Source organism: Demequina salsinemoris (genome assembly GCF_000974805.1).
GTDB classification, from domain to species: Bacteria; Actinomycetota; Actinomycetes; order Actinomycetales; family Demequinaceae; genus Demequina; species Demequina salsinemoris.
Map to the genome: position 1 here is coordinate 439034 of NZ_BBQZ01000002.1, position 24350 is coordinate 463383.

The window sequence follows — 24350 nt, forward strand, 5'->3', positions numbered from 1 at the left end:
CCATGCTGAGATGGCTCACCGCAGGCGAATCGCACGGCCCGGCTCTCGTCGGCACCCTTGAGGGACTGCCCTCGGGTGTCGAGGTCACGAGTGCAGACATTCAAGGTGCGCTCGCGCGCCGTCGTCTCGGCTATGGGCGCGGCGCGCGCATGAAGTTCGAGCAGGACGCCGTCACCATCCTGGGCGGCGTGCGCCACGGGGTGAGTCAGGGCGGGCCGGTCGCCGTCATGATCGGCAACACCGAGTGGCCCAAGTGGGAGACCGTGATGAGCGCGGACCCCGTCGACGAGTCCGAGCTCACCGGCGCTCGAGCCGCCGCCCTCACGCGGCCTCGCCCGGGTCACGCGGACCTGGTCGGCATGACCAAGTACGGCTTCGACGATGCCCGTCCCGTCCTGGAGCGCGCCTCCGCCCGCGAGACGGCCGCTCGGGTCGCAGTCGGCGAGATTGCCGAGCACTTCCTCGACCAGGCGGCTGGCATCCGCCTGGTGGCCCACACCGTGCAGGTGGGGCCGATCGTGGTGCCCGACGATGCCCCGCTTCCCCCCGCAGAGGCAACCCCCGCGCTCGATGAGGACCCCATCCGCTGCTTTCACGCGGAGACCTCAGCGGCGATGATCGCCGAGATCGATGAGTGCCAGAAGGACGGCGACACGCTTGGCGGTGTCGTCGAAGTGGTGGCCTACGGCCTTCCCGTCGGGCTCGGAAGTCACGTGCACGGCGACCGCCGCCTCGACGCGCGTCTCGCTGGCGCCCTCATGGGCATTCAGGCGATCAAGGGCGTGGAGATCGGCGACGGCTTCCGTACGGCCGCTCGGCGTGGCTCGCAGGCCCATGACGAGATCGAGTACAAGGACGGCGGGGTCACTCGCCGCACCAATCGTGCGGGCGGGCTCGAGGGCGGCATGACCAACGGCGAGCCGCTCAGGGTCCGCGCCGCGATGAAGCCCATCAGCACCGTGCCGCGCGCGCTTGACACGATCGATACCGCGACAGGCGAGGCCGCCAAGGCCATCCATCAGCGCTCGGACGTGTGCGCCGTCGCTCCCGCCGCCGTCGTCGCGCAGGCCATGGTGGCGCTCACGCTCGCGGACGCGCTCCTTGAGAAGTTCGGCGGCGACTCCGTGGAAGAGGTTCGTCGCAACATCGCCTCCTACGTCGAGTCCATCCCCGAGCGCCTCCGCTGATGGCCGGCCCCCGGGCCGTGTTGATCGGTCCTCCCGGCAGCGGCAAGTCGTCGGTCGGCACCCGCCTCGCGCGCCTGTGGGACGTCTCATGGCGCGACACGGACGACGACGTGGAGGCGAGTCAGGGCAAGGCGATCTCGGACATCTTCGTCGACGACGGCGAGCCCCGCTTCCGCGAGCTTGAGGCGGCAGCCGTCGCGACGGCGCTGAAGGAGCACGAGGGCGTCCTGTCGCTCGGAGGCGGCGCCGTCCTGGACCCGCGCACCGAGGAGCTGCTCGCGTCGTACGTGGCCGACGGTGGGGAGATCGTGTTCCTCGACGTCTCACTCGCCAAGGCCGCTCCCCGCGTGGGACTCAACGCCGCGAGACCGCTCCTGGCCGGCAACCCGCGTCAGCGCTGGCAGGAGCTCATGAACGCGCGCCGACCCGTGTACGAGCGCATCGCCACGCGCATCGTCGATACCGACGGGCACACGCCTGCGGCCGTGGCCGCGCTGATTGCCGAGGGGAAGTCATCCACATGAGCGCCACCGTAAGGGTCGCATCGGGCTCGCCCTACGACGTCCACGTCGGGACCGGGCAACTGGAGCGCGCAGTGCACGGGCTTCCGGAGAGGTCACGCAAGGTGCTCGTCGTCCATGCGGCGCCGCTGCGCCAGGTCGCCGACATCCTGCGCCAGCGCATCGAGGCCTCCGGCCGCGAGGCCGTCCTCGCCGAGGTTCCTGACGCCGAGGCAGGCAAGACGGCCGAGGTCGCCGCGTTCTGCTGGCAGGTGCTCGGCAAGTCGGATTTCACCCGCTCCGACGTCGTGGTCGGCCTGGGCGGGGGAGCGGTGACCGACCTCGCGGGCTTCGTGGCCGCGACATGGATGCGCGGCATCGCCGTCGTGCAGATGCCCACCACCGTGCTCTCCATGGTTGACGCCGCAGTGGGGGGCAAGACTGGCATCAACACTGCCGAGGGCAAGAACCTCGTGGGGGCCTTCCACGAGCCCGACGCCGTGTGGTGCGATCTCGACATGCTCGCGACCCTTCCCGCGTACGACCGTGTCGCGGGCCTCGCGGAGGTGATCAAGGGCGGCTTCATCCGCGACGTCGTCATTCTGGACCTCGTGGAGGAGCACGCTGAGGCGCTCAAGGCCGAGACGCTCACGCCTGCGGCTCTCGAAGTGCTTGAGGAGCTCATCACCCGCAAGGTCCGCGTCAAGGCTGAGGTCGTGGCTCAGGACCTCAAAGAGTCCCACCTGCGCGAGATCCTCAACTACGGGCACACGTTCGGCCACGCGATCGAGTACACCGAGCGCTACCAATGGCGCCACGGCTCCGCCGTGTCGGTGGGGATGGTCTTCGCCGCCGAGCTAGCGCACCTCGCGGGCCGCCTGACCGAGGCCGAGGTCGACCGTCACCGCGCGATCCTGTCGTCTCTCGGGCTGCCCACGACGTATCCGGCGGGGCGCTGGGACGCGCTCCTGACCGCGATGCGCCGCGACAAGAAGACCAGGGGCGACCTGCTGCGCTTCGTCGTGCTGCAGGGCATCGGCAACCCGGTGCGACTCGAGGGCCCGGACCCCGCGATGCTCCTGGGCGCGTACGACGCAGTGAGCGCCTGACTCGCCCGCTAACCTGACCATATGACGCAGGTCCTCATCGCGAACGGCCCCAACCTGGGACGACTCGGCTCGCGCGAGCCCGAGAAGTACGGCAACACCTCCTACGATCAGCTCGTGGTGCTCGCAACGGAGTGGGGGAGCGAGCACGGCTTCGCGGTCGAAGTCACGCAGACCGACGATGAGTCGGAACTCGTCGGGTGGATGCACGGCGCGGTCGACGAAGGCACCCATGTGATCCTCAACCCCGCGGCGTTCACGCACTACTCGTACGCGCTCCGCGACGCGTGCGCCATGGTCACCGGCGCAGGGCTGAACCTGATCGAGGTACACCTCACCAACCCGCACGCGCGCGAGGACTTCAGGCACACCTCCGTGATCTCCGGAGTGGCCACGGGAACGATCGCCGGGTTCGGCGTCGACTCGTACCGCCTGGCGCTCAGCGCCCTCGCCGCGCGCCTCGGCTACAATGATCGGCGGCCCGTCGCGTGCCAGGCGCGCGACCAGTAGTTAGCGACAGAACAAGGACATTACCGTGGCGACCTCGAACGACATCAAGAACGGCTCCGTGCTCAACCTCGACGGCAACCTCTGGTCCGTCATCGAGTTCCAGCACGTGAAGCCCGGCAAGGGCGGCGCCTTCGTCCGCACCAAGCTCAAGAACGTGCTGTCGGGCAAGGTCGTCGACAAGACCTTCAACGCCGGCACCAAGGTCGACTTCGAGACCGTCGACCGCCGCGACATGCAGTACCTGTACAACGACGGCACCGACTTCATCTTCATGGACCCGACCACGTTCGACCAGGTCCCCGTCTCGCCGGCCGTTATGGGCAGCGCCACCGATTACCTGCTTGAGAACGAGTCCGCGACCATCGGCTCGCACAACGGCAACCCGATCTTCCTCGAGCTGCCCGCCTCCGTCGTGCTCGAGGTCACCTACACCGAGCCCGGCTTGCAGGGTGACCGGTCGTCGGGCGGCACCAAGCCCGCGACGCTCGAGACCGGCAAGGAGATCCAGGTGCCGCTGTTCCTCGAGGCTCCAGTCAAGGTCAAGGTCAACACCGGCACGGGTGAGTACCTGGGTCGCGTGAACGACTGAGTCTGGCTCCACGAGACGCCCGTCCCCTTCGGGGGCGGGCGTCTCGTCTTGCCCCCTCCGCCGTCGGCGTGTCAGCGAGCGACCCCTGGTAGGTTCCAGGCCATGACGTTCGTCGCTCAGGCTCCACTGCGCCCGCGCACGCGCTCGTGGCTTCACCGTCGTCCCGACTATGCTTGGTCTCCGAGCCGGTCCATGGCGGTGACAGCGGTCATCGTCGCGGCGTTGGCGTACCTGCTCGTCGCTTGGAACTCCACGTACCCCAACGTCGCGCTCGACGAGATTGTGATGGTTGCGAATTCTCGCGTGATCGCCGGCCTTCCCGCCACGTGGGAGCTCCAGGGATGGGGGTTCTCCCCGGGCCTCGCGGTTTTGATGGCCCCGGCCTGGTGGCTCTCGGACGATCCAGTCATCGTCTATCGGGTCGGTATCGCGATTTCGGCGGCGCTAGGGGTGCTCGCAATCTGGCCGCTGTCCTCGATCGCGCGGCGTGTGGGTGCCTCCCCGACGGCTGCAGTGGTGATCGCGAGCGCGGTCGTGGTTGCTCCCGCCCGCTTGCTCCTTGCAAACTATCTCTTCTCCGAGGCGCTCCTGGTACTCGTGACCGCAGCCACCGTCGTGGCTGCGGCCCGTATGGCCGAGCGCCCGACATTGGCGCGTGGGCTGCTCCTCGGGGTGTTGACCGGTGCGTGCATCCTGGCGCACCTTAGGGGCGCAGCACTGGCGATCGGCGTGGGCCTGTGGGGCCTGACGATGCTTCGGCGCGCACTGTGGCCCATCCTTGCAGCGGGACTCTCAGCGACGCTGGTGGGCGCGGCATCGTACGGTCTCTACGTGTGGGTTACGGCCCAGGTATTCTCATCCGACGACGAGCGTGTTTCCTCCACGTTCGCGGGCGCGGTCGGTCGCGATGCAGCGGATGTCGTCGCGAGCGTTCTCGGTCAGAGCTGGTACGCGGTGTTCGCCTGGGCGGGCATGACGATCGTCGGCGCGCTCTGGTCGGCGCGGAGGTTCGTTAACGATCCCTTGGCTCGTCTCGTCGTGCTTGCGGCTGCATCGTCGCTCGTGCTTTCCACCATCGGGTTGAACGCGAGGACGGGTGTGTCCTTCTCAGACGTGTGGTATTACGGCCGGTACAACGACCAGGTGTGGGCCTTGCTCGCCGTGGTCGGGATCGCGGTGATTCAGCGAATCCGGTGGTTGCCGGTGTCACTCGTGACGGTGCTGGTCGCGACACTAGCGGGGGTGCTGATGATGGTCGTCGTCGTGCCGCACATCGGAGTCATCGGCACCACTTGGAGCGAGTTCAACACCTACGGGATCTCGCCCTGGCTCAACATCGATCGCTACTCCGCTGGACAACCGCAATTGTGGGCTCGCCTCTGCGTCGCTAGCGTCCTGTTGACTGTGCTCGCAGTGGCCGCGGGATGGTGGCGCGGGGCGATAGCACCGCTTCTGCTCGTATTCTGGGTCACTGTGGCGGTCTGGCATGATGGCGTGTTCCTCGATGTCGTCGCGGCCAGAAGCGCATATGTTCCGGCTGGCACGCCGCTGTGGGATGTTTTGCCCGAAGGCACGACGGTAGGCGTGGACAAGGGACTTGCTCAGGATGGAAACGTCTTCATCTTCTATTCCGAGCCCCACGTGATCGAGCCCGTGGACCTCGACGATGTTCCGTCTGATGTGGACGTCGTCTACGCTGGGGCGCTTGCGAAGCAACCCGTGGCCGATGGCGCCATGGTGCTTGATGTGTGGCGTGGCCTGTTCGTCATGTGGGTCTACCCCGGTGACGTGTACGACCAACTCGATGCAGAGGGTCTTCTCGTCGATCCTGAGACGGTCATCCAGCCATTCTCGGGTGGGCAATGACCGTGAACGCGTCGCGCATGACCATTCTGGCGGTTCATCGCCAATGAACATGCCGGCAGTCTCATGAAGCGCGTGGGCATCGTGGTCTCGACCCTCGGTCGACTAGTTCCGCTCGGCAGGCTTCTTGACTCACTTTCAGACCAGGTCCGTGACGGCGACCGCATCGTGATTGTCGCGCAGGGTGGATCTGAGAGGCTTGTTGAGTTGGTGAGGCGCTACGAGCGCCGCGGACTTCCCGTCTTCACCGTGGAGTCGGCGCGAGGTGTTTCGCTCGGGCGCAATACCGGCGCACGTGCATTAGCGGACAGTGTCGATGTCCTGCACTTCCCGAACGACACGTCGTGGTACGCAGACGGTCTCGTCAACCACATCCGGGCGGCTGTCGACTCGTCGGAGCTTGCAGCGTTGACGCCCATGGGTGGGGAAAAACCGAGAGCGTGCCTTCCTGAGCCCGGCATTCCGCTCAACCGGTACAACGCATGGGACGTGATCGAGATCGGCCTCGTCATCCGCGCGAAGACGTTCCTGGAGCTTGGAGGCTTCGACGAGACACTTGGGAGCGGAGCTTCCACGCCGTGGCAAGCAGGGGAGGGAAGTGATCTGGTGCTGCGGGCTCTGGAGCGATTGGGAGAGCACTGCCTCACTTGGCTTCCGAGCACCGTTGTCCTCGGGGGCATCGCGGAAGCTGACGGACTTACTGCAGATGAACGACGACGCAAGCTACGCGCCTACAACCGCGGGATCGCTGTGGTCGTGCGCCGATGGCGCTATCCAACTCCGTGGATCGCTGCCTTCGTAGCCGGAGGGCTTGCTTGGTCGATCCGCCATCCGGGCTACGCGCTTTGGGACGGATGGTCGGTATTCATTGGCAGGGTCGAAGGAATCTTTGGCCGGGTTTTCGACGATGCACCTTTCCGCGCCGTCGATCGCTGAACCACACGCCAGGGCTGCGCGCGTCAGCCCTCGTGTCATTCGTTCGCGCGAGGTTCTTGTTCGACAGAACCTTCGGTAGGAAGTTCTGCAATGCGTCGCATACAACTCACCGCTCGAACTAGCGGGATCGCCGTGCTCAGAACCTCGGTGGCTGTGTAACCAACCGCGACGCCAAGAGTTCCTATCGATGGCGCGAGTCCGATCATGAGAGGGACGCCGAGCGCGGAGCCTGCAAGGGTCGCGGCGGCCACGATACGGACCTCGCCGCACGGGAACAAGAGATGCCTGGTGAGCGAAGTACGGATGGAGAACGCCGCGAATGCGATGCCCAGCACGCAGAGAAGCGCGCTGTCTTCTGCGCCTTGCTCGCCGAACAGGAGTCGGCTTGCCCACGGCCCGCACAACACGAGGAAGGCCCAACCTGCGATCCCCAGGGTCGCGTGAGCGATGATTGCTTGGCGAACTCGTTTGGCCCGTGCCTCGCCGCCGTCCGCTGCCGTCCACGATTGGAGTGCGTTGCTGAGGGTAAGTGGGAGGAACTGTCCGAGTTTCACCATCTTGTCCGCTGACGCATAGGCACTCGCTGCTGCTGCTGACACGGACGTCGTGGTGTTCACGAGGGGAACCGGCACAGCCGCGTAACTGCCGAGCGCCATATCGTTGACGACCACAACTGACGTCGAGCGAAGTACCGCCGGGAGGTTCTGGAATGAAGGCCACGATCCGGGCAACGCCCGCAGGATCCTCCGCGTGTAGACGATTGTGCCTAGCAGCGTCACGAGGATTCCCAGGATCGGGTAGATCGCGATCACGCCAGTTGCGGCCACGAGGCCGGCAGCGACGAGTGCCCCGAGCACACGGGGCACTGCGTCGAGACGTGCGATAGACCCAGGATCATTGACGCCAACTGCAAACCATGCAAACGAGAGAGCAATCAAGGCACCCTGAATGCCCATGAGGACGGTCAGCAGCTCGTAGCCGTCAGTTGCGACGACCAAACAGGCGCCGATGAGAGCGGGGAATACGGGGATCGCCATCAACCCACGGATGACGAGTGACTCGCGATACAGCCGGGCGCGAGCCACTGGTGGTGCCTGTGCGACTCTCGCCGGACCGACTGTGGTCCATCCGTAGGCGAGCAATATGGCCGCGAAGGTGCCGACTGACTCACCGGCAATCGCGCTCGACCATCCGCTAGGGCCTGCGGCACGCGCGACTACAGGAAGCGCGACGAGGGGTGACAGCGCGCCGAGCGCCGGTATCGCGGAGAACCCCACAAGGCTGCGCCACAGCGCCATCTCCTTCATGGGTCTACCGACAGTGCTGAGAGCAACACATTCGCAATCCCTACGGAAGTCGTTTGCCAGTCGAATCTGCGGGCACGCCGGAGGCCGCTCGCGCGTCGATTGCTGAGTTCGTCGGGGTCGTCGTGGAGGGTAACCAGAGCTCGTGCGAACGCCTTGGGGTCACGGGCATCCGCGTAGACGGCAGCGTCGCCGCCCACCTCTCGTAGCACCGGGATGTCATTGGCGAGAACGGCGACCGAACGCTGCATGGCGTCCACCACTGGCAGGCCGAACCCTTCGCTCAGCGAGACGCACGCGTACATGTCCGCGGCGGCGTAGACGTCCTCCAGGACTTCGCCCTCGACCCAACCGAGCAAGGTGACGTCGCTCCCGACGTCGAGCTCGGCGACCAGGAGGCGGAGGGATTCGGGGACTCCTTCGCCGACGATCACCGCGTAGGGACGGGTGTCGGGGGGTACAGCGGCGACCGCGCGTACCAGGCCCGCGAGGTTCTTGTGCGGCATCGGGTTCCCGATGGACATAACGATCGGACGCCCGGTGGGCAGTCCGAGCCGCTCACGGGCTCCCTGCGTAGGTGTAGCTGGAGGCTTTGAGGCTCCATTGGGCACGACCACGATGCGATCGCGTTCAACGCCGAGGTGCTGCTCGATATCTAATCGAGCGGCCTCCGACACGGTAAGGACCGTTGTTGCCCTACGTGCTGCGCCTGCGACGAGCGCTCCAATGGCGCGGCGGGTTACCCGGTCGATGCCTGTGCCCGGCACCGAGCGGTAGATCGCATCGTGCACGGAGAGCACCGTCGGCACTCGCCCCGAGACGGGCCCGAAGTTGGCGGGGCACCAGAGCAGGTCGGCGTCGAGACGTGCCGCGATCCGCGGAACCGCCGCTAGCGCGCCCCACGCCCAGGAGGCCTTGCCTGGACCGACCGATCGCAGCACGCGCAACTCGCCGGGTGCGAACTCGCGCACTGCGGCCGCGCCGGCGCGGCCCGTCAACGTGATGATCTCCGTGTCGTGCAGGAGTGCGGAGACGCGGGGAAGCAGCTCACGCACATGCGTCTCTGTGCCGCCGCGCGCACCGGTGAATCCGAGCAGGTCGACCACGAGCTTCCGGCGGGGCATGGCGTCAGTCTCCGGCGATGGTGGGCGGTGATGCCCTGTGGGGGATCGTAAGGATCGCCGCGAAGAAGCTCATCATCACTGTCTGAAACCCGATGATCAGCACCATCGCGGACGGCACCGCGATGCGCACCACCTGCGAGGCATCGAGTGCGCCGAACTCGACGTTTCCCCAACGGATCACCTGGCCGACGCCGATCGCGATGCCCAGAAGGAACATGAGCAGGCCTACAACGAGACCGCGTTCGAGCGTCCATTCCGAAGCGAGCCGTCGATAGCTGGGGGACGGAGGGAGGAAGCCTTCGGCCGTGGCATACAGGCGCGTGAGCCACCAGAACAGGATCGCTTGAAATCCGATGACCGCTAGCGCGGCCGAGTACACCATGGTGGTGACGTCGAAGCCGATGTGCCCGATCTCGATTGGACCTACGGCGATCACGAATGTCGTGAGCGCTCCCAGCAGGAATGCCACGATGCCGGGGTACACGAAGAGCCAGCGGGGCGAGAACATCAGAAGGAAGCGGAGATGGCGCCAACCGTCTTGCCACGATCTCAAGTGAGGTGGTCGCGAGCGTCCGTCAGGCGACAGCGTGGTGGGGACTTCCGTGACCGTGAGCCCGGCCAGGCTGGCGCGAACCACCATCTCGGACGCGAACTCCATGCCGGTGGACTGGAGATCCAGATCGCGGATCGAGTCACGAGCGAACCCACGCAGTCCACAATGGAAGTCGCCGATGTCGGTTCTGAAGAACCGCCGACCGAGCCCCGACAGCACGGGGTTGCCGACGTACCGATGCAGCCGCGGCATCGCCCCCGGTGCGATACCGCCCTTGAAGCGGTTCCCCATGACAAGATCCGCGCCGGCTCGCAGCTGGTCGACGAAGGGGGTAAGCGCCATGAAGTCGTACGAGTCGTCGGCGTCTCCCATGACGACGTAGCGCCCCCGCGCGGCCTCGACGCCGCCCAGCAATGCCGCGCCGTACCCACGCACGGGGATGTCGACGACGCGGGCGCCGAGTGATCGCGCGAGCGACTGGGAGCCGTCCGTGGAACCGTTGTCCGCGATGAGCACCTCTCCGTCGATTCCGTGCTCGTCCAGATAGCGCTGTGCCTTGCTGATGCAGGTCTCGAGCGTCTCGAACTCATCGAGGCAGGGCATCAGGATTGTCAGCTCGAGCGCGCTAACGTCGTCGAGGTCGCTCACGTCTTGTCCGCCTCCCAGCCCGAGGTCGCTTGCCACCGCGCGAAGGTGGAGCGACGCACCCGGAATCGAAGCCACACTAGACCACGTCGGTCGCGACGCGGATGTTCCTCGCCGCGGGTCGGTATCTGAGTGAAGTCCCGGCGTCCGGCGCGTGATTGATCCCGCGCGCCGTAGCAGCCATGGGTCACCTCCCCCGTATGGTCGAGGTTCGCAACGGGAAGGAGACGGCGTGACGTCGAAACGCATCGCTATCGCCTACGACTGTCTGTTCCCGTTCACCAAGGGGGGAGGGGAGCGGCAGTACCGAGACTTTGCGGAAGAGCTCGTTCGGAGGGGGTACGAGGTCGACTACCTCACGGCCCGTCAGTGGGACGATGCCCCTGACGCCTCATTCGCGATCGTGCCCGTCACGGGACGGCTGGGGCTGTACGACGCTGACGGTGTGCGCTCCATGGCAGCGGCCCTACGGTTCGCGGGGGGCCTCTGGTGGTCCCTCGCAAGAAGAAGGCGGAGCTTGGATGCGGTCATCGTGTCGGGGCTGCCAGTTCTGAATGTACTCGCCGCGAGGGTCGCCTTGGTTGGATCGAGAGCTCCCTTGGCGGTCGACTACCTGGAGGTATGGGACCGACGTCAGTGGATCGCGTACGCGGGCCGGGTCATCGGCACGGCCGCCTGGGCGGCGCAGCGCGCCGCGGTCGCTGTCACCCCCCTGGCAATGTGCCACTCGCGTCTGACGGCAGAGCGACTCGGTTCGGAAGGACTGTGCGGTGCTCCGGTCGTGAGCCCCGGACTCGTGGCAGGCGCTCGCGAGGCGCACTTCAACCCCGTGTGCCTGGAACCGCCGTACGTGCTGTACGCGGGGCGCCACATCCCTGACAAGCGGGTCGAGACGCTCCCTGCTGCGGTGGCGCACGCCCGTCGGGTCGTGCCGAATCTGCGATTGGTCGTTCTCGGTGACGGTCCGACGGCTGGCGCGGTGCGTGAAGCCGTTGAGACGATTGGATCGCCGGAGTGGATCGAGATGCTGGGCTTCGTGAGCACCGAGAGGCTCGAGGAGCTGATGGAGGGCGCCGCATGCCTCGTCAATCCCTCGCGGCGCGAGGGCTATGGCCTGGTGGTGGTCGAGGCGGCAGCTCACGGGACGCCCGTGGTCCTCGTCGAGCACCCAGGGAACGCATCGGTCGAACTGGTGGAGCGTGACGTGAACGGCGTGGTGGCGCCCGCGGATGACGCCGCCAGCCTGGGCGGCGCGATCGTCGAGGTGGTCTTGGCTGGTGGACCGCTCAGGGCTTCCACCCGCGCTTGGTACGAGGATGCGCTGGAGACCAGGACCGTCGCACGCACCGTGGAAGGGATTCTCGACGCAATGGGCTTCGATCGCTAACCCCGACGAGGGGCGAACACGCCGCAGCACCGCGTATCCTTGTGAGTCGCATCCCCGGCGCTACCAGCGCCACAGCACGACCCCAGGAGGACCACCGCTCATGGCCGCACGCACCAAGGCCCGCAAGCGCGCGCTCGACATCCTCTTCGAGGCCGACCAGCGCGGTGCCAACGTCACCGAGGTCCTCGAGTCGCGCCTCAAGGACTCGGGCCGCGAGACGCCCCTCCCGCCGTACAGCGAGGAGCTCGTGCGCGGGGTGGTAAGCCGCTGGATCGAGATCACCGCGCTCGTCCAGGAGGCCTCGCCCGACTGGGAGCTCACCCGCATGCCCGCCGTGGACCGCGCCCTGCTGCGCCTCGCCACGTGGGAGATCCTCTTCAACCCCTCAGTCCCGACCGCCGTCGCGATCGACGAGGCCGTGGACATGGCTGCCGACCTCTCGACCGACGACTCGCCCCGCTTCATCAACGGCGTCCTCGGCAAGATCGCCCGTGACGCCCCGGCCTTCCCGTCGGATGTGGCGGGCGCCGAGGACGAGGCCCCGGAGATCGACACCGAGTAGTCCTCGCGACACAGCGCTCCCGGCACGCGGCACCCCCGCGCGTCGGTTAGCCTTGACAATCGAACAGCCAGAGAAGCAAAGACACCCTTTAACCACCGTCCTGTGAGGCGGAGAAGGAGGTCGCCTTGACCGGCACCTTGCTCGGCGCGCCTGATATCAGCCGCGCACTGACACGCATCGCCCACGAGATCCTCGAGCGCAACGACGGCGCCGACTCCGTGGTCCTGCTCGGCATCCCGACCCGCGGCCTCCCGCTCGCGGAGCGCATCGCCCGGAAGATCTCCGAGGTCGAGGACGGCTTCGACGCCTCCGCCCGCTGCGGCGCCCTCGACATCACGATGTACCGCGACGACCTCCACAAGCAGCCCATCCGCTCGATCGGCACCACCTCGGTCCCGAGCGTCGGCATCGACGACCAGGTCGTCGTCCTCGTGGACGATGTGCTTCACACGGGCCGTACGATCCGCGCCGCGTTGGACGCGATCAAGGATCTGGGACGGCCCCGCGCGGTGCAGCTCGCGGTCCTCGTGGACCGCGGCCACCGCGAGCTCCCGATCCGCGCGGACTTCGTCGGCAAGAACCTGCCGACGTCGCGCTCGGAGCGCGTCGACGTTCATCTCACGGAGATCGAGGGCGAGGACGCCGTGATCCTCACGAACGGCAGGGGAGGGGACGACGCATGAGGCACCTTCTTGGCACGCCGCAGCTCTCGCGCGACGAGGCGATCCAGATCCTCGACACCGCGGCGCAGATGGCCGCCACGCAGGAGCGCGAGGTGCGCAAGCTCCCCACGCTGCGCGGCAAGACGGTCGTCAACCTGTTCTTCGAGGACTCGACCCGCACGCGCATCTCCTTCGAGGCCGCGGCCAAGCGCCTGAGCGCGGACGTCATCAACTTCGCGGCCAAGGGCTCGAGCGTGTCCAAGGGCGAGAGCCTCAAGGACACCGCGCTGACCCTCCAGGCGATGGGCGCCGACGCGGTCGTCGTCCGTCACTGGGCCTCGGGCGCGCCGCAGCAGCTCGCGGAAGCGGACTGGATGCACGGCCACGTGATCAACGCGGGCGACGGCACGCACCAGCACCCGACGCAGGCGCTGCTCGACGCGTTCACCGCGCGCCGTCACCTGGTCGCCGACCCGGACGGCAAGGGCCTCGACGGCCTCAAGATCGGCATCGTCGGCGACATCCTGCACTCGCGCGTCGCGCGCTCGAATGTCTGGCTCCTGACGACGCTCGGCGCCGAGGTCGTCTTCGTCGCGCCGCCGACGCTCGTGCCGGTCGGCATCGACGGCTGGCCCGTCACGGTCCATCACGGGCTCGACGAGGCGATCGAGGCTCACGACCTCGACGCGCTCATGATGCTGCGCGTCCAGCGCGAGCGCATGACCGGCGGAGGCTCCGCGTTCTTCCCGAGCCCCGAGGAGTACACGCGTCTGTTCGGTCTCGACGCCGACCGCCTGGGCCGCCTCCCCGAGCACGCGATCGTCATGCACCCCGGCCCGATGAACCGCGGGCTCGAGATCTCTGCGGAGGCGGCCGACTCGCCCCGCTCCGTCATCGTCGAACAGGTCGCCAACGGTGTGGCGGTGCGGATGGCCGTGCTGTACCTGCTGCTGGCAGGAGAGGAGAGCGCCGCATGAGCGCCACCGTCCAGAACACCCAGCCCACGCATCGTCCGTTCGTCATCACCGGAGCGTCCGTCTACGGCGAGGAGGTGCGGGACGTCGCCGTCGTCGACGGCCTGATCGTCCCCGTGGCCGAGGCGCCGGCCGACGCGATCCGCGTCGACGGCACCGGCTGCGTCCTGCTCCCGGGCCTCGTCGATCTCCACACGCACCTGCGCGAGCCCGGCCGCGAGGACGCCGAGACCATCGAGACCGGCTCCCGCGCAGCCGCCAAGGGCGGCTACACGGGCGTCCACGCGATGGCGAACACCAACCCCGTGTCCGACACCGCGGGCGTCGTCGAGCAGGTGTGGTCGCGCGGCCGCGAGATCGGCCTGGTGGACGTGTTCCCCGTCGGCGCGGTCACCGTGGGCCTCAAGGGCGAGCACCTGTCCGAGATGGGCGCGATGGCGAACTCGAAGGCGCGCGTGCGCGGATTCTCGGACGACGGCGTGTGCGTCTACGACCCCGTCATCATGCGCCGCGCGCTCGAGTACGTGAAGACCTTCGACGGCGTGATCATCCAGCACGCGCAGGACCTGCGCCTGACCGAGGGCTCCCAGATGCACGAGGGTCCCGTCTCCGCGGACCTCGGCCTCGCGGGCTGGCCCGCGGTCGCCGAGGAGTCGATCATCGCTCGCGACGCCCTGCTCGCCGGGCACGTCGGCTCGCGCGTGCACATCCAGCACCTCACCACCAAGGGCGGCGTCAACATCGTCCGCTGGGCCAAGTCGCTCGGCTACGACATCACCGCCGAGGCCACCCCTCACCACCTCAACCTCAGCCACGAGGAGGCGCGCTCCTACGACCCGCGCTTCAAGGTCAACCCGCCCCTGCGCACCGATGAGGACATCGAGGCGCTGCGCGAGGGCCTCGCGGACGGCACGATCGACATCGTCGGCACCGACCACGCCCCGCACGCGTCCGAGGACAAGGACTGCGAGTGGGCCGCCGCCTCGTTCGGCATGATCGGCCTCGAGACCGCCGTGGGCGCCGTCCAGGCCGCGATGGTGGACACTGGACGCATGACCTGGAGGGATGTGGCGCGCGTGATGTCGGAGGCGCCCGCCAGGATCGGCCGCGTGGAGCACCTCCATGGCCGTCCGATCGCCGACGGCGAGCCTGCGAACCTCACCCTCATCGACCCCAAGGCCGCCTACGTCGTCGAGGCCTCGACGATGGCGAGCCGCTCGCGCAACACCCCGTTCCAGGGGCGCGAGCTGCCCGGCCAGGCGGTCGCCACCTTCCTCCGCGGCGTCCCCACGTACCTGGACGCCCGTTTCGACCAGACCCTCTAAGGAGTCCCCACCGTGACAGACACGGCACTGCTCGTCCTCGAGGACGGTCAGGTCTTCGAGGGGCGCCCGTACGGCGCCGAAGGCCAGACGCTCGGAGAGATCGTCTTCAACACCGGCATGACCGGCTACCAGGAGACCCTCACCGACCCCAGCTACCACCGCCAGATCGTCGTGATGACCGCGCCGCACATCGGCAACACCGGCGTCAACGACGAGGACGACGAGTCGGCCCAGATCTGGGTCGCCGGCTACGTGGTCCGCGACCCCGCACGCGTGCCGTCGAACTGGCGCGCCACGCGCTCGCTCGACGACATGCTGAAGGAGCAGGGCATCGTCGGCATCGCGGGCATCGACACGCGCCAGCTCACACGCATCCTGCGCGGAGGCGTCATGCGCGCAGGCATCTTCTCGGGCGCGGCGCTTGCCCCCGTGCCCGACCTGGTCGCCCGCGTCAAGGCGGGCGAGGAGATGGCCGGCGCCCACCTCGCCGACGCCGTCTCCGTCACCGAGGCCTACGAGATCGCCCCGAAGGGCGAGGACCTCGGCCTCCATGTGGTCGCGGTCGACCTCGGCATCAAGGCGATGACCCCCGAGCGCATGGCCGAGCGCGGCCTGCGCGTCACGGTTGTCCCGTCCACCACGACGGGCGCGGAGATCCTCGCGATGAACCCCGACGGCGTGTTCTTCTCCAACGGCCCCGGCGACCCCGCCGCCGCCGACCGCTCGGTCGGCGACCTCCGCATCGTCCTGGACCAGAAGGTGCCGTTCTTCGGCATCTGCTTCGGCAACCAGCTGCTCGGGCGCGCGCTCGGCTACGGCACCTACAAGCTGCCCTTCGGCCACCGCGGCATCAACCAGCCCGTCATGGACCGCACCACCGACAAGGTCGAGATCACGGCCCACAACCACGGGTTCGCGGTCGACGCCCCGCTCGAGGGCGCGAGCGACTCGCCCGCCGGCTACGGCAAGGTCAAGGTCAGCCACGTGTGCCTCAACGACGACGTGGTCGAGGGCCTCGAATGCCTCGACATCCCCGCCTTCTCGGTGCAGTACCACCCGGAGGCCGCCGCGGGTCCCCACGACGCCGCCTACCTGTTCGACCGATTCATCGACCTCATGAAGGGGGAGCGCTGACGATGCCGAAGCGTGACGACATCAACTCAGTCCTGGTCATCGGCTCCGGTCCCATCGTCATCGGTCAGGCCTGCGAGTTCGACTACTCCGGCACCCAGGCGTGCCGCGTCCTCAAGTCCGAGGGCGTGCGCGTGATCCTCGTGAACTCGAACCCTGCGACGATCATGACCGACCCCGAGTTCGCCGACGCGACCTACGTCGAGCCCATCACCACCGAGGTGATCGAGAGGATCATCGAGAAGGAGAAGCCCGACGCGCTGCTGCCGACGCTCGGTGGCCAGACCGCGCTGAACGCCGCGATCGCCGTGGCCGAGGCGGGCATCCTCGACAAGCACGGCGTCGAGCTCATCGGCGCGAACCTCGAGGCGATCAACCTCGGCGAGAACCGCGAGCTGTTCAAGGGCGTCGTGGAGCGCTGCGGCGCCGACTCGGCCCGCTCCGCCATCTGTCACACCATGGAGGAGCTGCTCGCGGCCGCGGAGGACCTCAAGTACCCGGTCGTCGTCCGCCCGTCCTTCACCATGGGCGGCCTCGGCTCGGGCTTCGCGTACGACGAGGCGGACCTGCGCCGCATCGGCGGGCAGGGGCTGCACTACTCGCCGACCACCGAGGTGCTCCTCGAGGAGTCCATCCTCGGCTGGAAGGAGTACGAGCTCGAGCTCATGCGCGACAAGCACGACAACGTCGTGGTCGTGTGCTCGATCGAGAACGTCGACCCGGTCGGCGTCCACACCGGTGACTCCGTCACCGTGGCCCCGGCCATGACCCTCACGGACCGCGAGTACCAGCGCATGCGCGACGTGGGCATCGCGATCATCCGCGAGGTCGGCGTCGACACGGGCGGCTGCAACGTCCAGTTCGCGGTCGAGCCCGAGACTGGCCGCCTCATCGTCATCGAGATGAACCCCCGCGTGTCCCGCTCGTCGGCGCTCGCCTCGAAGGCCACGGGCTTCCCGATCGCCAAGATCGCCGCGCGTCTCGCACTCGGCTACACGCTCGACGAGATCCCCAACGACATCACGGGCTCCACGCCCGCGAGCTTCGAGCCCACGCTCGACTACGTCGTCGTCAAGGTGCCCCGCTTCGCGTTCGAGAAGTTCCCGGCCGCCGACCCGGTCCTCACCACGACCATGAAGTCGGTGGGCGAGGCCATGAGCATCGGGCGTTCGTTCACCGAGGCGCTCGGCAAGGCCCTGCGCTCGATCGACAAGAAGAACGCCAACTTCCACTGGCGCGGGGACGCACCCGTCGACGGCCAGGTCGAGGACCTGCTCGAGGCGATCAAGACCCCCACCGAGCAGCGCTTCATCCAGGTCCAGCAGCTCCTGCGCGCGGTCCACGCGGGCGACCTGAGCATCGAGCGCATCTACGAGGCCTGCCGCATCGACCCGTGGTTCCTCGACCAGATGCTGCTCATGAACGAGGTCGCCGACGCGGTCGCCAAGGCCCCCGAGCTCACCAAGCCCGTCCTGACCGAGGCCAAGCGTCACGGCCTGTCCGACGAGCAGGTCGCGTCGCTGCGCGGCCTCGACGTCGCGGAGGTGCGCACCGCACGCCAGGCGCTCGGCGTCATCCCGGTGTTCAAGACCGTGGACACGTGCGCGGCCGAGTTCGAGGCCAGCACGCCGTACCACTACAGCTCGTACGACGCCGAGACCGAGGTCGCTCCGCGCGACCGCGAGGCCATCCTCATCCTCGGCTCGGGGCCGAACAGGATCGGCCAGGGCATCGAGTTCGACTACTCGTGCGTGCACGCGGCGCTGTCCCTCAAGGACCGCTACGAGACCGTCATGGTCAACTGCAACCCCGAGACCGTCTCGACCGACTACGACACCGCGGACCGCCTCTACTTCGAGCCGCTCACGTTCGAGGACGTCATGGAGGTCTACGAGGCCGAGAAGGCCGCGGGACCGGTCAAGGGCATGCTCGTCCAGCTCGGCGGGCAGACGCCCCTGAGCCTCGCGCAGCGCCTCGCGGACGCGGGAGTGCCCATCCTCGGCACCTCGCCCGAGGCCATCGACAACGCCGAGGACCGCGAGGCCTTCGGCAAGGTGCTCGACAAGGCCGGCCTGCCGGCCCCCGCCTACGGCACCGCCCGCGGCATCGACCAGGCCATCGAGATCGCCGAGCGCATCGGCTTCCCCGTGCTGGTCCGCCCGTCGTACGTGCTCGGCGGCCGCGGCATGGAGATCGTCTACGACCGCGCCCAGCTCGAGGACTACGGCACGCGCATGGACTCGGTGGGCGACCACTCGACCGACGCGCCGCTGCTCGTGGACCGCTTCCTGGACGACGCGATCGAGATCGACGTCGACGCGCTGTACGACGGCAAGGAGCTCTACCTCGGCGGCGTCATGGAGCACATCGAGGAGGCCGGCATCCACTCGGGCGACTCGGCCTGCGTGCTGCCCCCGGTGACGCTGTCCGGCACCGAGCTCGAGCGCATCCGCCGCTCGACCGAGGCGCTGGCTGAGGGCATCGGCGTGCGCGGACTCATGAACGTCCAGTACGCGCTCGTGAGCGACGTGCTCTACGTGCTCGAGGCCAACCCGCGCGCGAGCCGCACCGTGCCGTTCGTCGCGAAGGCGACGGGTGTCCCGCTCGCTACCGCGGCCTCGCTGCTCATGGCGGGCGCGTCGATCGCCGACCTGCGCAAGAGCGGCGTGCTCCCGGAGACGGATGCCGCGACGATCGACATGTCGCAGCGCATCGCGGTCAAGGAGGCTGTCCTGCCGTTCCGCCGCTTCCGCACCCACGAGGGACTCGCGGTCGACACCGTGCTCGGCCCCGAGATGCGCTCGACGGGCGAGGTCATGGGCTTCGACGAGACGTTCCCGATGGCCTTCGCGAAGTCGCAGGCCGGCGCGTTCGGCGGCCTGCCCACCGAGGGCAAGGTCTTCGTGTCGATGGCCGACCGCGACAAGCGTCAGATCACGTTCCCGATCGCGCGCCTGCACCAGCTCGGCTTCGAGGTCCTCGCGACCGCCGGCACCGCGCAGGTGCTCGCCCGCAACGGGATCCCCGCGACCGTGGTGCGCAAGCACTTCGAGGGCCGCGGTCCGAACGGCGAGCCGACCATCGTCGATCTCATCAACGAGGGCCAGGTGCACCTTGTCGTGAACACGCCCTCGGGCCAGGGCGCGCGAGCGGACGGCTACGAGATCCGCGCCGCCGCGACGTCCGCGGACGCGGCGATCATCACCACCACGCAGCAGCTCTCGGCGGCGGTTCAGGCCATCGAGGCGCTCAAGGACGGCCGCTTCGAGGTGCTCAGCCTCCAAGAAGCACACGCATAGTCCCTGCAAGGTACGGGTGACATAGGTACGATGAGGATGACCCAGACAGCGGGCAGGAAGTCCGCGCCCCAGGAGGAGAAGCATGGCATTCGGTGAACGGCTGGCCGCGGCGATGGACGAGGCCGGTCCGCTCTGCGTGGGCATCGACCCGCACCCCGAGCTGCTCGCCCGCTGGGGGCTGAACGACTCGGCCGAGAGCCTCGCCGCCTTCGGAGAGACCGTGCTCGAGGCGTCCGTGCGCTCGGCCGCCGCGGTCAAGCCCAACGCCGCTTTCTTCGAGCGTCACGGCGCCAGGGGAGTGGCGGCGCTCGAGCACGTGCTGCAGCGTGCCCGCGAGCTCGAGATCATCACGATCCTCGACGCCAAGCGCGGGGACATCGGCTCCACGATGGAGGGCTACGCGGACGCGTACCTGTCGGAGGGCGTCCCGCTCGAGGCCGACGCGATCACCGTGTCGCCGTACCTCGGCTTCGGGTCGCTTCAGCCGGCCTTCGACCTCGCGAAGCACACGGGCAAGGGCGTGTTCGTGCTCGCCCTCACCTCGAATCCCGAGGGTCCCGAGGTGCAGCACGCGCGCACCGCGGACGGCGAGTCCGTCGCGGGCGCGGTCGTGCGTCAGGCGCAGGCCCTCAACGAGGGCGCGGAGCGCATGGGAGATGTGGGCCTCGTCGTCGGCGCGACCGTCGGCGACGCGGTCAGGGACCTGGGGATCGATCTCGGGTCGTTCAACGGACCGATCCTGTCGCCCGGAGTGGGCGCGCAGGGTGCGGGACCTCAGCAGCTGCTGCAGGTATTCGGCAACGCCCGCGGGCGTGTGCTCGTGAATCAGTCGCGAGGGGTGCTCAACGCGGGCCCGTTCGTGGAGAGGCTGCGCGGTGCGATCCAGGCGGCCGCAGGCGCGGCGCAGTACACCCTGCAGTCCGCGGACATGCAGGACTAGGTACGAGGAAGGAAGGCCCATGGCCACTCCGGAGCTGTCCAAGGAGCAGCGTGCAGAGGCGTTGGTGAAGGCCACCGCCGTGCGTTCGGCGCGCCGCGTCTTCAAGGAGGACCTGGCGGGCGGCGGCATGTCGCTCGAGCAGGCGATCTCCAAGGCGAAGGCGGACGACGCGCTTGCCGGGATCCGCGTGAAGGATCTGCTGCAGTGCCTGCCGGGCATCGGACCCAAGCGAGCGATCGTCGTCATGGATGACATCGGCATCTCGCACGCACGCCGCATCCGCGGCCTCGGAACCCACCAGGTCGAGGCTCTGCTGACGCGCGAGCGCGCGTGAGCAGACTCGTCGTGCTGGCGGGCCCCACGGCCGTCGGCAAGGGCACCGTCGTCCGCGCCCTCAAGGAGGCGCGACCTGAGATCTGGGTGTCCGTGTCGGCGACCACGAGGGCTCCACGGCCCGGCGAGGTGGACGGCGTGCACTACTTCTTCGTGACCCCGGAGGAGTTCGACCGGATGATCGAGGACGGCGAGCTGCTCGAGTGGGCCACGGTCCACGGCACGCACCGCTACGGGACGCCGCGGCGACCCGTCGAGGAGCGCCTGGCCCAGGACGTGCCCTGCGTGCTGGAGATCGACCTCCAGGGCGCACGTCAGGTGCGCGCGGCGATGCCGGAGGCGCTCTTCGTGTTCCTCCAGCCGCCGTCGTGGGACGAGCTGGTGCGCCGGCTCGTGGGCCGCGGCACCGAGACGGAGGAGGAGCGCGAGCGTCGGCTCGCGACCGCCAGGCTCGAGCTCGCGGCCGCCGCGGAGTTCGACGAGGAGCTCGTCAACGACGACCTCGACACGGCCGTCGCCGGCCTCGCGTCCCTGGTTGACGCGGCACGGTAGACTGAGCAGGTTTGCGGGGCGAGTCCCCGCCGATCGACACCGAAGAGCAATGCAAGGAGCATGACGTGGCTGGAACCGTCGCAGACCCCCAGGGCATCACCAACCCGCCGATCGACGAGCTGCTCGAGAAGGTGGACTCCAAGTACGCGCTGGTGATCTACAGCTCCAAGCGCGCCCGCCAGATCAACTCGTACTACGAGGTCCTCGGCGAGGGCCACTTCGACAACGTGGGCCCGCTCGTCGAGGCCGACCAGACCGACAAGCCCCTGTCGGTCGCGCTGCGCGAGATCAACGCCGGCGACCTGCTGGAGCTCGGCGACTCCGCCGAGTAGCAAGCACCCGCTCAGCATGCGCGTCCTGCTGGGCGTGACCGGCGGCATCGCCGCATACAAGGTCGCCCTCGTGCTGAGGCGCCTGACCGAGGACGGGCACGCGGTGCGGGTGATCCCCACCGCGGCCTCCCTCAACTTCGTCGGGCGCTCCACGTGGGAGGCGCTCTCGGGCGCCTCCGCGCCCACCGAGACGTTCGAGGACGTCCCCTCGGTCCAGCACGTGCGGCTGGGTCAGCGGGCCGACATCGTCCTCGTGGCACCCGCGACGGCCGACTTCCTCGCCTCGATGGCCAGGGGAGAGGCGCGCGACCTGCTCGGCAACGCGCTGCTCGCGACGTCGGCGCCGGTGGTCGTCGCCCCCGCGATGCACACCGAGATGTGGCTCAATGCCGCGACGCAGGCCAACGTCACGACCCTGCGCGAGCGGGGCGTGCACGTGATCGAGCCTGCCGTTGGGCGCCTCACAGGCGCCGACTCCGGCCCCGGTCGCCTTCCCGACCCCGAGGACATCGTCTCCGGGCTGTACGCCGTCGCCAAGGCGACGGGCGTGGTTCCCCGGGACGATGCCGCATCGTCCATTCCTGGAACGGCACCTTTGTCGACGGCCAGGGACGATGAGGGACAGGACGATGCGGGATGGGGCGACCTCGAGGGCGTCCGCCTGGTCGTGAGCGCGGGCGGGACCCGCGAGCCGCTCGACGCGGTGCGCTTCCTGGGCAACCGCTCGTCCGGACACCAGGGCTTCGCGATCGCCGAGGCCGCACGTGAGCGCGGCGCTGACGTCACCGTGGTCGCCGCGCACGTCGCGCTGCCGCTGGGCGAGGGGATCCGGCGCGTCGAGGTGTCCTCGACCGCCGACCTCGGCGCGGCGATGCGCGAGGAGGCCGAACGCGCCGACGTCGTCGTCATGGCCGCCGCGGTCGCCGACTTCCGCCCGCGCGAGGTGGCCGACCACAAGATCAAGAAGTCCGGCGACGGCGTCCTCGCGCTCGAGCTCGTGCCGACGGAGGACGTCCTTGCCGGCCTGGTCCAGGGGCGGCGCGACGGTCAGGTCATCGTCGGATTCGCCGCCGAGACCGGGGACGCGGGAGCGTCGGTCGCCGAGCACGGCGCGGCCAAGGCCAGGCGCAAGGGCGCCGACCTCATGTGCGTCAACGAGGTGGGCGAGGCGAAGGGCTTCGGCGACCGCCCGAACGCCGTGGTCATGCTGGACTCGGACGGCCACGTGGTCGGCGAGGCGGCGGGCACCAAGCTCGCGGTCGCGCACGGCGTGCTGGACCAGGTCGCGAGGCTCCTGCACCAGGTGTGATGCTAGTCGCTCGGGCTCCGCGTTTGTCAGGGGCCCGCCGTACGATGGGCGGCATGAGCGACCTTCGACTGTTCACCTCCGAGTCCGTCACCGAGGGCCACCCCGACAAGGTGTGCGACCAGGTCTCCGACGCGATCCTCGACGAGATGCTGCGCCAGGATCCCGCCTCGCGTGTCGCGGTCGAGACCATGGTGACCACGGGCCTCGTCCACGTGGCCGGCGAGGTCACGACCGAGGCCTACGTGGACATCCCCGGCACGATCCGCAAGGTCGTCAACGAGATCGGCTACACGTCCTCGAAGATCGGCTTCGACGGAGACTCGTGCGGCGTCTCGGTCTCGATCGGCGAGCAGAGCCCCGACATCTGGCTGGGCGTGGGCCACGCGACGGACGTCGCGGGCGACGACCTCGGCGCCGGCGACCAGGGCCTCATGTTCGGCTACGCGTGCACCGACACGGCCTCGCTCATGCCGCTTCCCATCGCGATGGCGCACCGGCTCACCGCTCGTCTCGCCGAGGTGCGGCGCACGGGCGAGGTCGAGGGGCTGCGCCCCGACGGCAAGGCGCAGGTGACGATCGGCTACGAGGGCGACGTCGCCCGCACCGTCGACACGGTCGTCCTGTCGAGCCAGCACACCGAGGGCATGGACATGCTCTCGCTGCGCGGAGCGCTCGAGGAGGCCGTGATCGCGCCTGTGCTCGCCGAGTTCGCGCTCGACGCCGCCGGCCACCGCAGCCTCATCAACCCCACGGGCAAGTTCGAGATCGGCGGCCCCAAGGGCGACGCCGGGCTCACCGGGCGCAAGATCATCGTCGACACCTACGGCGGCATGGCCCGCCACGGCGGCGGTGCCTTCTCGGGCAAGGATCCGTCGAAGGTGGACCGCTCGGCCGCCTACGCGATGCGCTGGGTCGCGAAGAACGTCGTGGCCGCAGGCCTCGCGGACCGGTGCGAGGTTCAGGTCGCCTATGCGATCGGCACCGCGCACCCCGTCGGCCTCTACGTCGAGACCTTCGGCACCGCGCAGGTCGCGCCCGAGCGCATCGTCCATGCCGTCAAGGAGGTGTTCGACCTGCGCCCCGCAGCGATCATCGACGCGCTCGACCTGCGCCGCCCCATCTACCGTCAGACGGCCGCCTACGGCCACTTCGGCCGCGAGCTGCCCGACTTCACGTGGGAGCGGACCGACCGGGTCGACGCGCTCAAGTCCGCGGTCTGACCCCCGC

23 protein-coding genes are annotated in these 24350 nt (G+C 68.6%); 20 read left to right on the top strand and 3 right to left on the bottom strand.

What is annotated here, in order from left to right; genetic code table 11:
* Positions 1 to 2: 2 nt before the first annotated feature.
* The 7 genes from aroC (at position 3) to AOP78_RS14980 (ending at position 6691) form a co-directional block, all read left to right on the top strand.
* Entirely contained in the window at positions 3 to 1187 is a 1185-nt protein-coding gene (gene aroC, locus AOP78_RS05600) for a chorismate synthase (RefSeq protein WP_062202227.1), read from the top strand.
* Positions 1187 to 1711: a shikimate kinase gene (locus AOP78_RS05605; RefSeq protein ID WP_062202228.1), complete on the top strand. Its 525-nt coding sequence runs from the start codon at positions 1187 to 1189 to the stop codon at positions 1709 to 1711. Before aroC ends, AOP78_RS05605 begins: the two co-directional genes overlap by 1 nt.
* Positions 1708 to 2796, top strand: a complete 1089-nt coding sequence (gene aroB, locus AOP78_RS05610) for a 3-dehydroquinate synthase (protein ID WP_062202229.1) — start codon at positions 1708 to 1710, stop codon at positions 2794 to 2796. Before AOP78_RS05605 ends, aroB begins: the two co-directional genes overlap by 4 nt.
* Positions 2797 to 2817: 21 nt before the next feature.
* Complete coding sequence (locus AOP78_RS05615) at positions 2818 to 3303, top strand: type II 3-dehydroquinate dehydratase (RefSeq protein ID WP_062202230.1); 486 nt, start codon at positions 2818 to 2820, stop codon at positions 3301 to 3303.
* Between the two features lie 25 nt (positions 3304 to 3328).
* Positions 3329 to 3892 carry an elongation factor P gene (efp, locus tag AOP78_RS05620; protein WP_062202231.1) on the top strand — a complete coding sequence of 188 codons (564 nt, stop codon included), beginning with the start codon at positions 3329 to 3331 and terminating at the stop codon, positions 3890 to 3892.
* A 102-nt stretch (positions 3893 to 3994) separates the two neighbouring features.
* Positions 3995 to 5758 (top strand): hypothetical protein, encoded by a 1764-nt coding sequence (locus tag AOP78_RS05625; RefSeq protein WP_152659419.1) that lies wholly within the window; start codon positions 3995 to 3997, stop codon positions 5756 to 5758.
* Positions 5759 to 5830: 72 nt separating this feature from the next.
* Positions 5831 to 6691: a glycosyltransferase family 2 protein gene (locus AOP78_RS14980; RefSeq protein WP_152659420.1), complete on the top strand. Its 861-nt coding sequence runs from the start codon at positions 5831 to 5833 to the stop codon at positions 6689 to 6691.
* 35 nt (positions 6692 to 6726) lie between these two features.
* On the opposite strand, the gene AOP78_RS14985 is transcribed toward AOP78_RS14980, so the two are convergent.
* The 3 genes from AOP78_RS14985 to AOP78_RS05635 are packed head-to-tail and all read right to left on the bottom strand — an operon-like array spanning position 6727 to position 10566.
* Positions 6727 to 7998 carry a lipopolysaccharide biosynthesis protein gene (locus tag AOP78_RS14985; protein ID WP_152659421.1) on the bottom strand — a complete coding sequence of 424 codons (1272 nt, stop codon included), beginning with the start codon at positions 7996 to 7998 and terminating at the stop codon, positions 6727 to 6729.
* Positions 7995 to 9119 (bottom strand): glycosyltransferase family 4 protein, encoded by a 1125-nt coding sequence (locus AOP78_RS05630; RefSeq protein ID WP_062202233.1) that lies wholly within the window; start codon positions 9117 to 9119, stop codon positions 7995 to 7997. Before AOP78_RS05630 ends, AOP78_RS14985 begins: the two co-directional genes overlap by 4 nt.
* A gap of 4 nt (positions 9120 to 9123) precedes the next feature.
* On the bottom strand, positions 9124 to 10566 hold the full coding sequence (locus tag AOP78_RS05635) for a glycosyltransferase family 2 protein (RefSeq protein WP_236685303.1): 1443 nt from the start codon (positions 10564 to 10566) through the stop codon (positions 9124 to 9126).
* On the opposite strand from AOP78_RS05635, the gene AOP78_RS05640 reads away from it, so the two are divergent.
* The 13 genes from AOP78_RS05640 (at position 10550) to metK (ending at position 24343) form a co-directional block, all read left to right on the top strand.
* Positions 10550 to 11704 carry a glycosyltransferase family 4 protein gene (locus tag AOP78_RS05640; RefSeq protein ID WP_062202234.1) on the top strand — a complete coding sequence of 385 codons (1155 nt, stop codon included), beginning with the start codon at positions 10550 to 10552 and terminating at the stop codon, positions 11702 to 11704. The two genes, AOP78_RS05635 and AOP78_RS05640, sit on opposite strands and share 17 nt — an antisense overlap.
* Positions 11705 to 11804: 100 nt before the next feature.
* On the top strand, positions 11805 to 12266 hold the full coding sequence (gene nusB / locus AOP78_RS05645) for a transcription antitermination factor NusB (protein WP_083979854.1): 462 nt from the start codon (positions 11805 to 11807) through the stop codon (positions 12264 to 12266).
* Between the two features lie 125 nt (positions 12267 to 12391).
* On the top strand, positions 12392 to 12949 hold the full coding sequence (pyrR, locus tag AOP78_RS05650) for a bifunctional pyr operon transcriptional regulator/uracil phosphoribosyltransferase PyrR (protein WP_062202235.1): 558 nt from the start codon (positions 12392 to 12394) through the stop codon (positions 12947 to 12949).
* Positions 12946 to 13905, top strand: a complete 960-nt coding sequence (locus tag AOP78_RS05655; RefSeq protein ID WP_062202236.1) for an aspartate carbamoyltransferase catalytic subunit — start codon at positions 12946 to 12948, stop codon at positions 13903 to 13905. Before pyrR ends, AOP78_RS05655 begins: the two co-directional genes overlap by 4 nt.
* Entirely contained in the window at positions 13902 to 15227 is a 1326-nt protein-coding gene (locus AOP78_RS05660) for a dihydroorotase (protein WP_062202237.1), read from the top strand. Before AOP78_RS05655 ends, AOP78_RS05660 begins: the two co-directional genes overlap by 4 nt.
* 12 nt (positions 15228 to 15239) lie before the next feature.
* Complete coding sequence (gene carA, locus AOP78_RS05665; RefSeq protein ID WP_062202238.1) at positions 15240 to 16361, top strand: glutamine-hydrolyzing carbamoyl-phosphate synthase small subunit; 1122 nt, start codon at positions 15240 to 15242, stop codon at positions 16359 to 16361.
* Between the two features lie 2 nt (positions 16362 to 16363).
* Positions 16364 to 19657, top strand: a complete 3294-nt coding sequence (gene carB, locus AOP78_RS05670; protein WP_062202239.1) for a carbamoyl-phosphate synthase large subunit — start codon at positions 16364 to 16366, stop codon at positions 19655 to 19657.
* A gap of 82 nt (positions 19658 to 19739) precedes the next feature.
* A complete protein-coding gene (gene pyrF / locus AOP78_RS05675; protein WP_062202240.1) occupies positions 19740 to 20597 on the top strand; it encodes an orotidine-5'-phosphate decarboxylase in 858 nt (285 codons plus the stop codon).
* Positions 20598 to 20616: 19 nt separating this feature from the next.
* Entirely contained in the window at positions 20617 to 20931 is a 315-nt protein-coding gene (mihF, locus tag AOP78_RS05680) for an integration host factor, actinobacterial type (protein ID WP_062202241.1), read from the top strand.
* Positions 20928 to 21482: a guanylate kinase gene (gene gmk, locus AOP78_RS05685; RefSeq protein WP_062202242.1), complete on the top strand. Its 555-nt coding sequence runs from the start codon at positions 20928 to 20930 to the stop codon at positions 21480 to 21482. The genes mihF and gmk overlap by 4 nt, the downstream gene beginning before the upstream one ends.
* Before the next feature lie 65 nt (positions 21483 to 21547).
* Positions 21548 to 21814, top strand: a complete 267-nt coding sequence (gene rpoZ / locus AOP78_RS05690; RefSeq protein ID WP_062202243.1) for a DNA-directed RNA polymerase subunit omega — start codon at positions 21548 to 21550, stop codon at positions 21812 to 21814.
* A 16-nt stretch (positions 21815 to 21830) separates the two neighbouring features.
* Positions 21831 to 23123, top strand: a complete 1293-nt coding sequence (locus AOP78_RS05695) for a bifunctional phosphopantothenoylcysteine decarboxylase/phosphopantothenate synthase (protein ID WP_062202244.1) — start codon at positions 21831 to 21833, stop codon at positions 23121 to 23123.
* Positions 23124 to 23176: 53 nt separating this feature from the next.
* Positions 23177 to 24343, top strand: a complete 1167-nt coding sequence (metK, locus tag AOP78_RS05700) for a methionine adenosyltransferase (protein ID WP_062202245.1) — start codon at positions 23177 to 23179, stop codon at positions 24341 to 24343.
* The last annotated feature ends 7 nt before the right edge of the window (positions 24344 to 24350 follow it).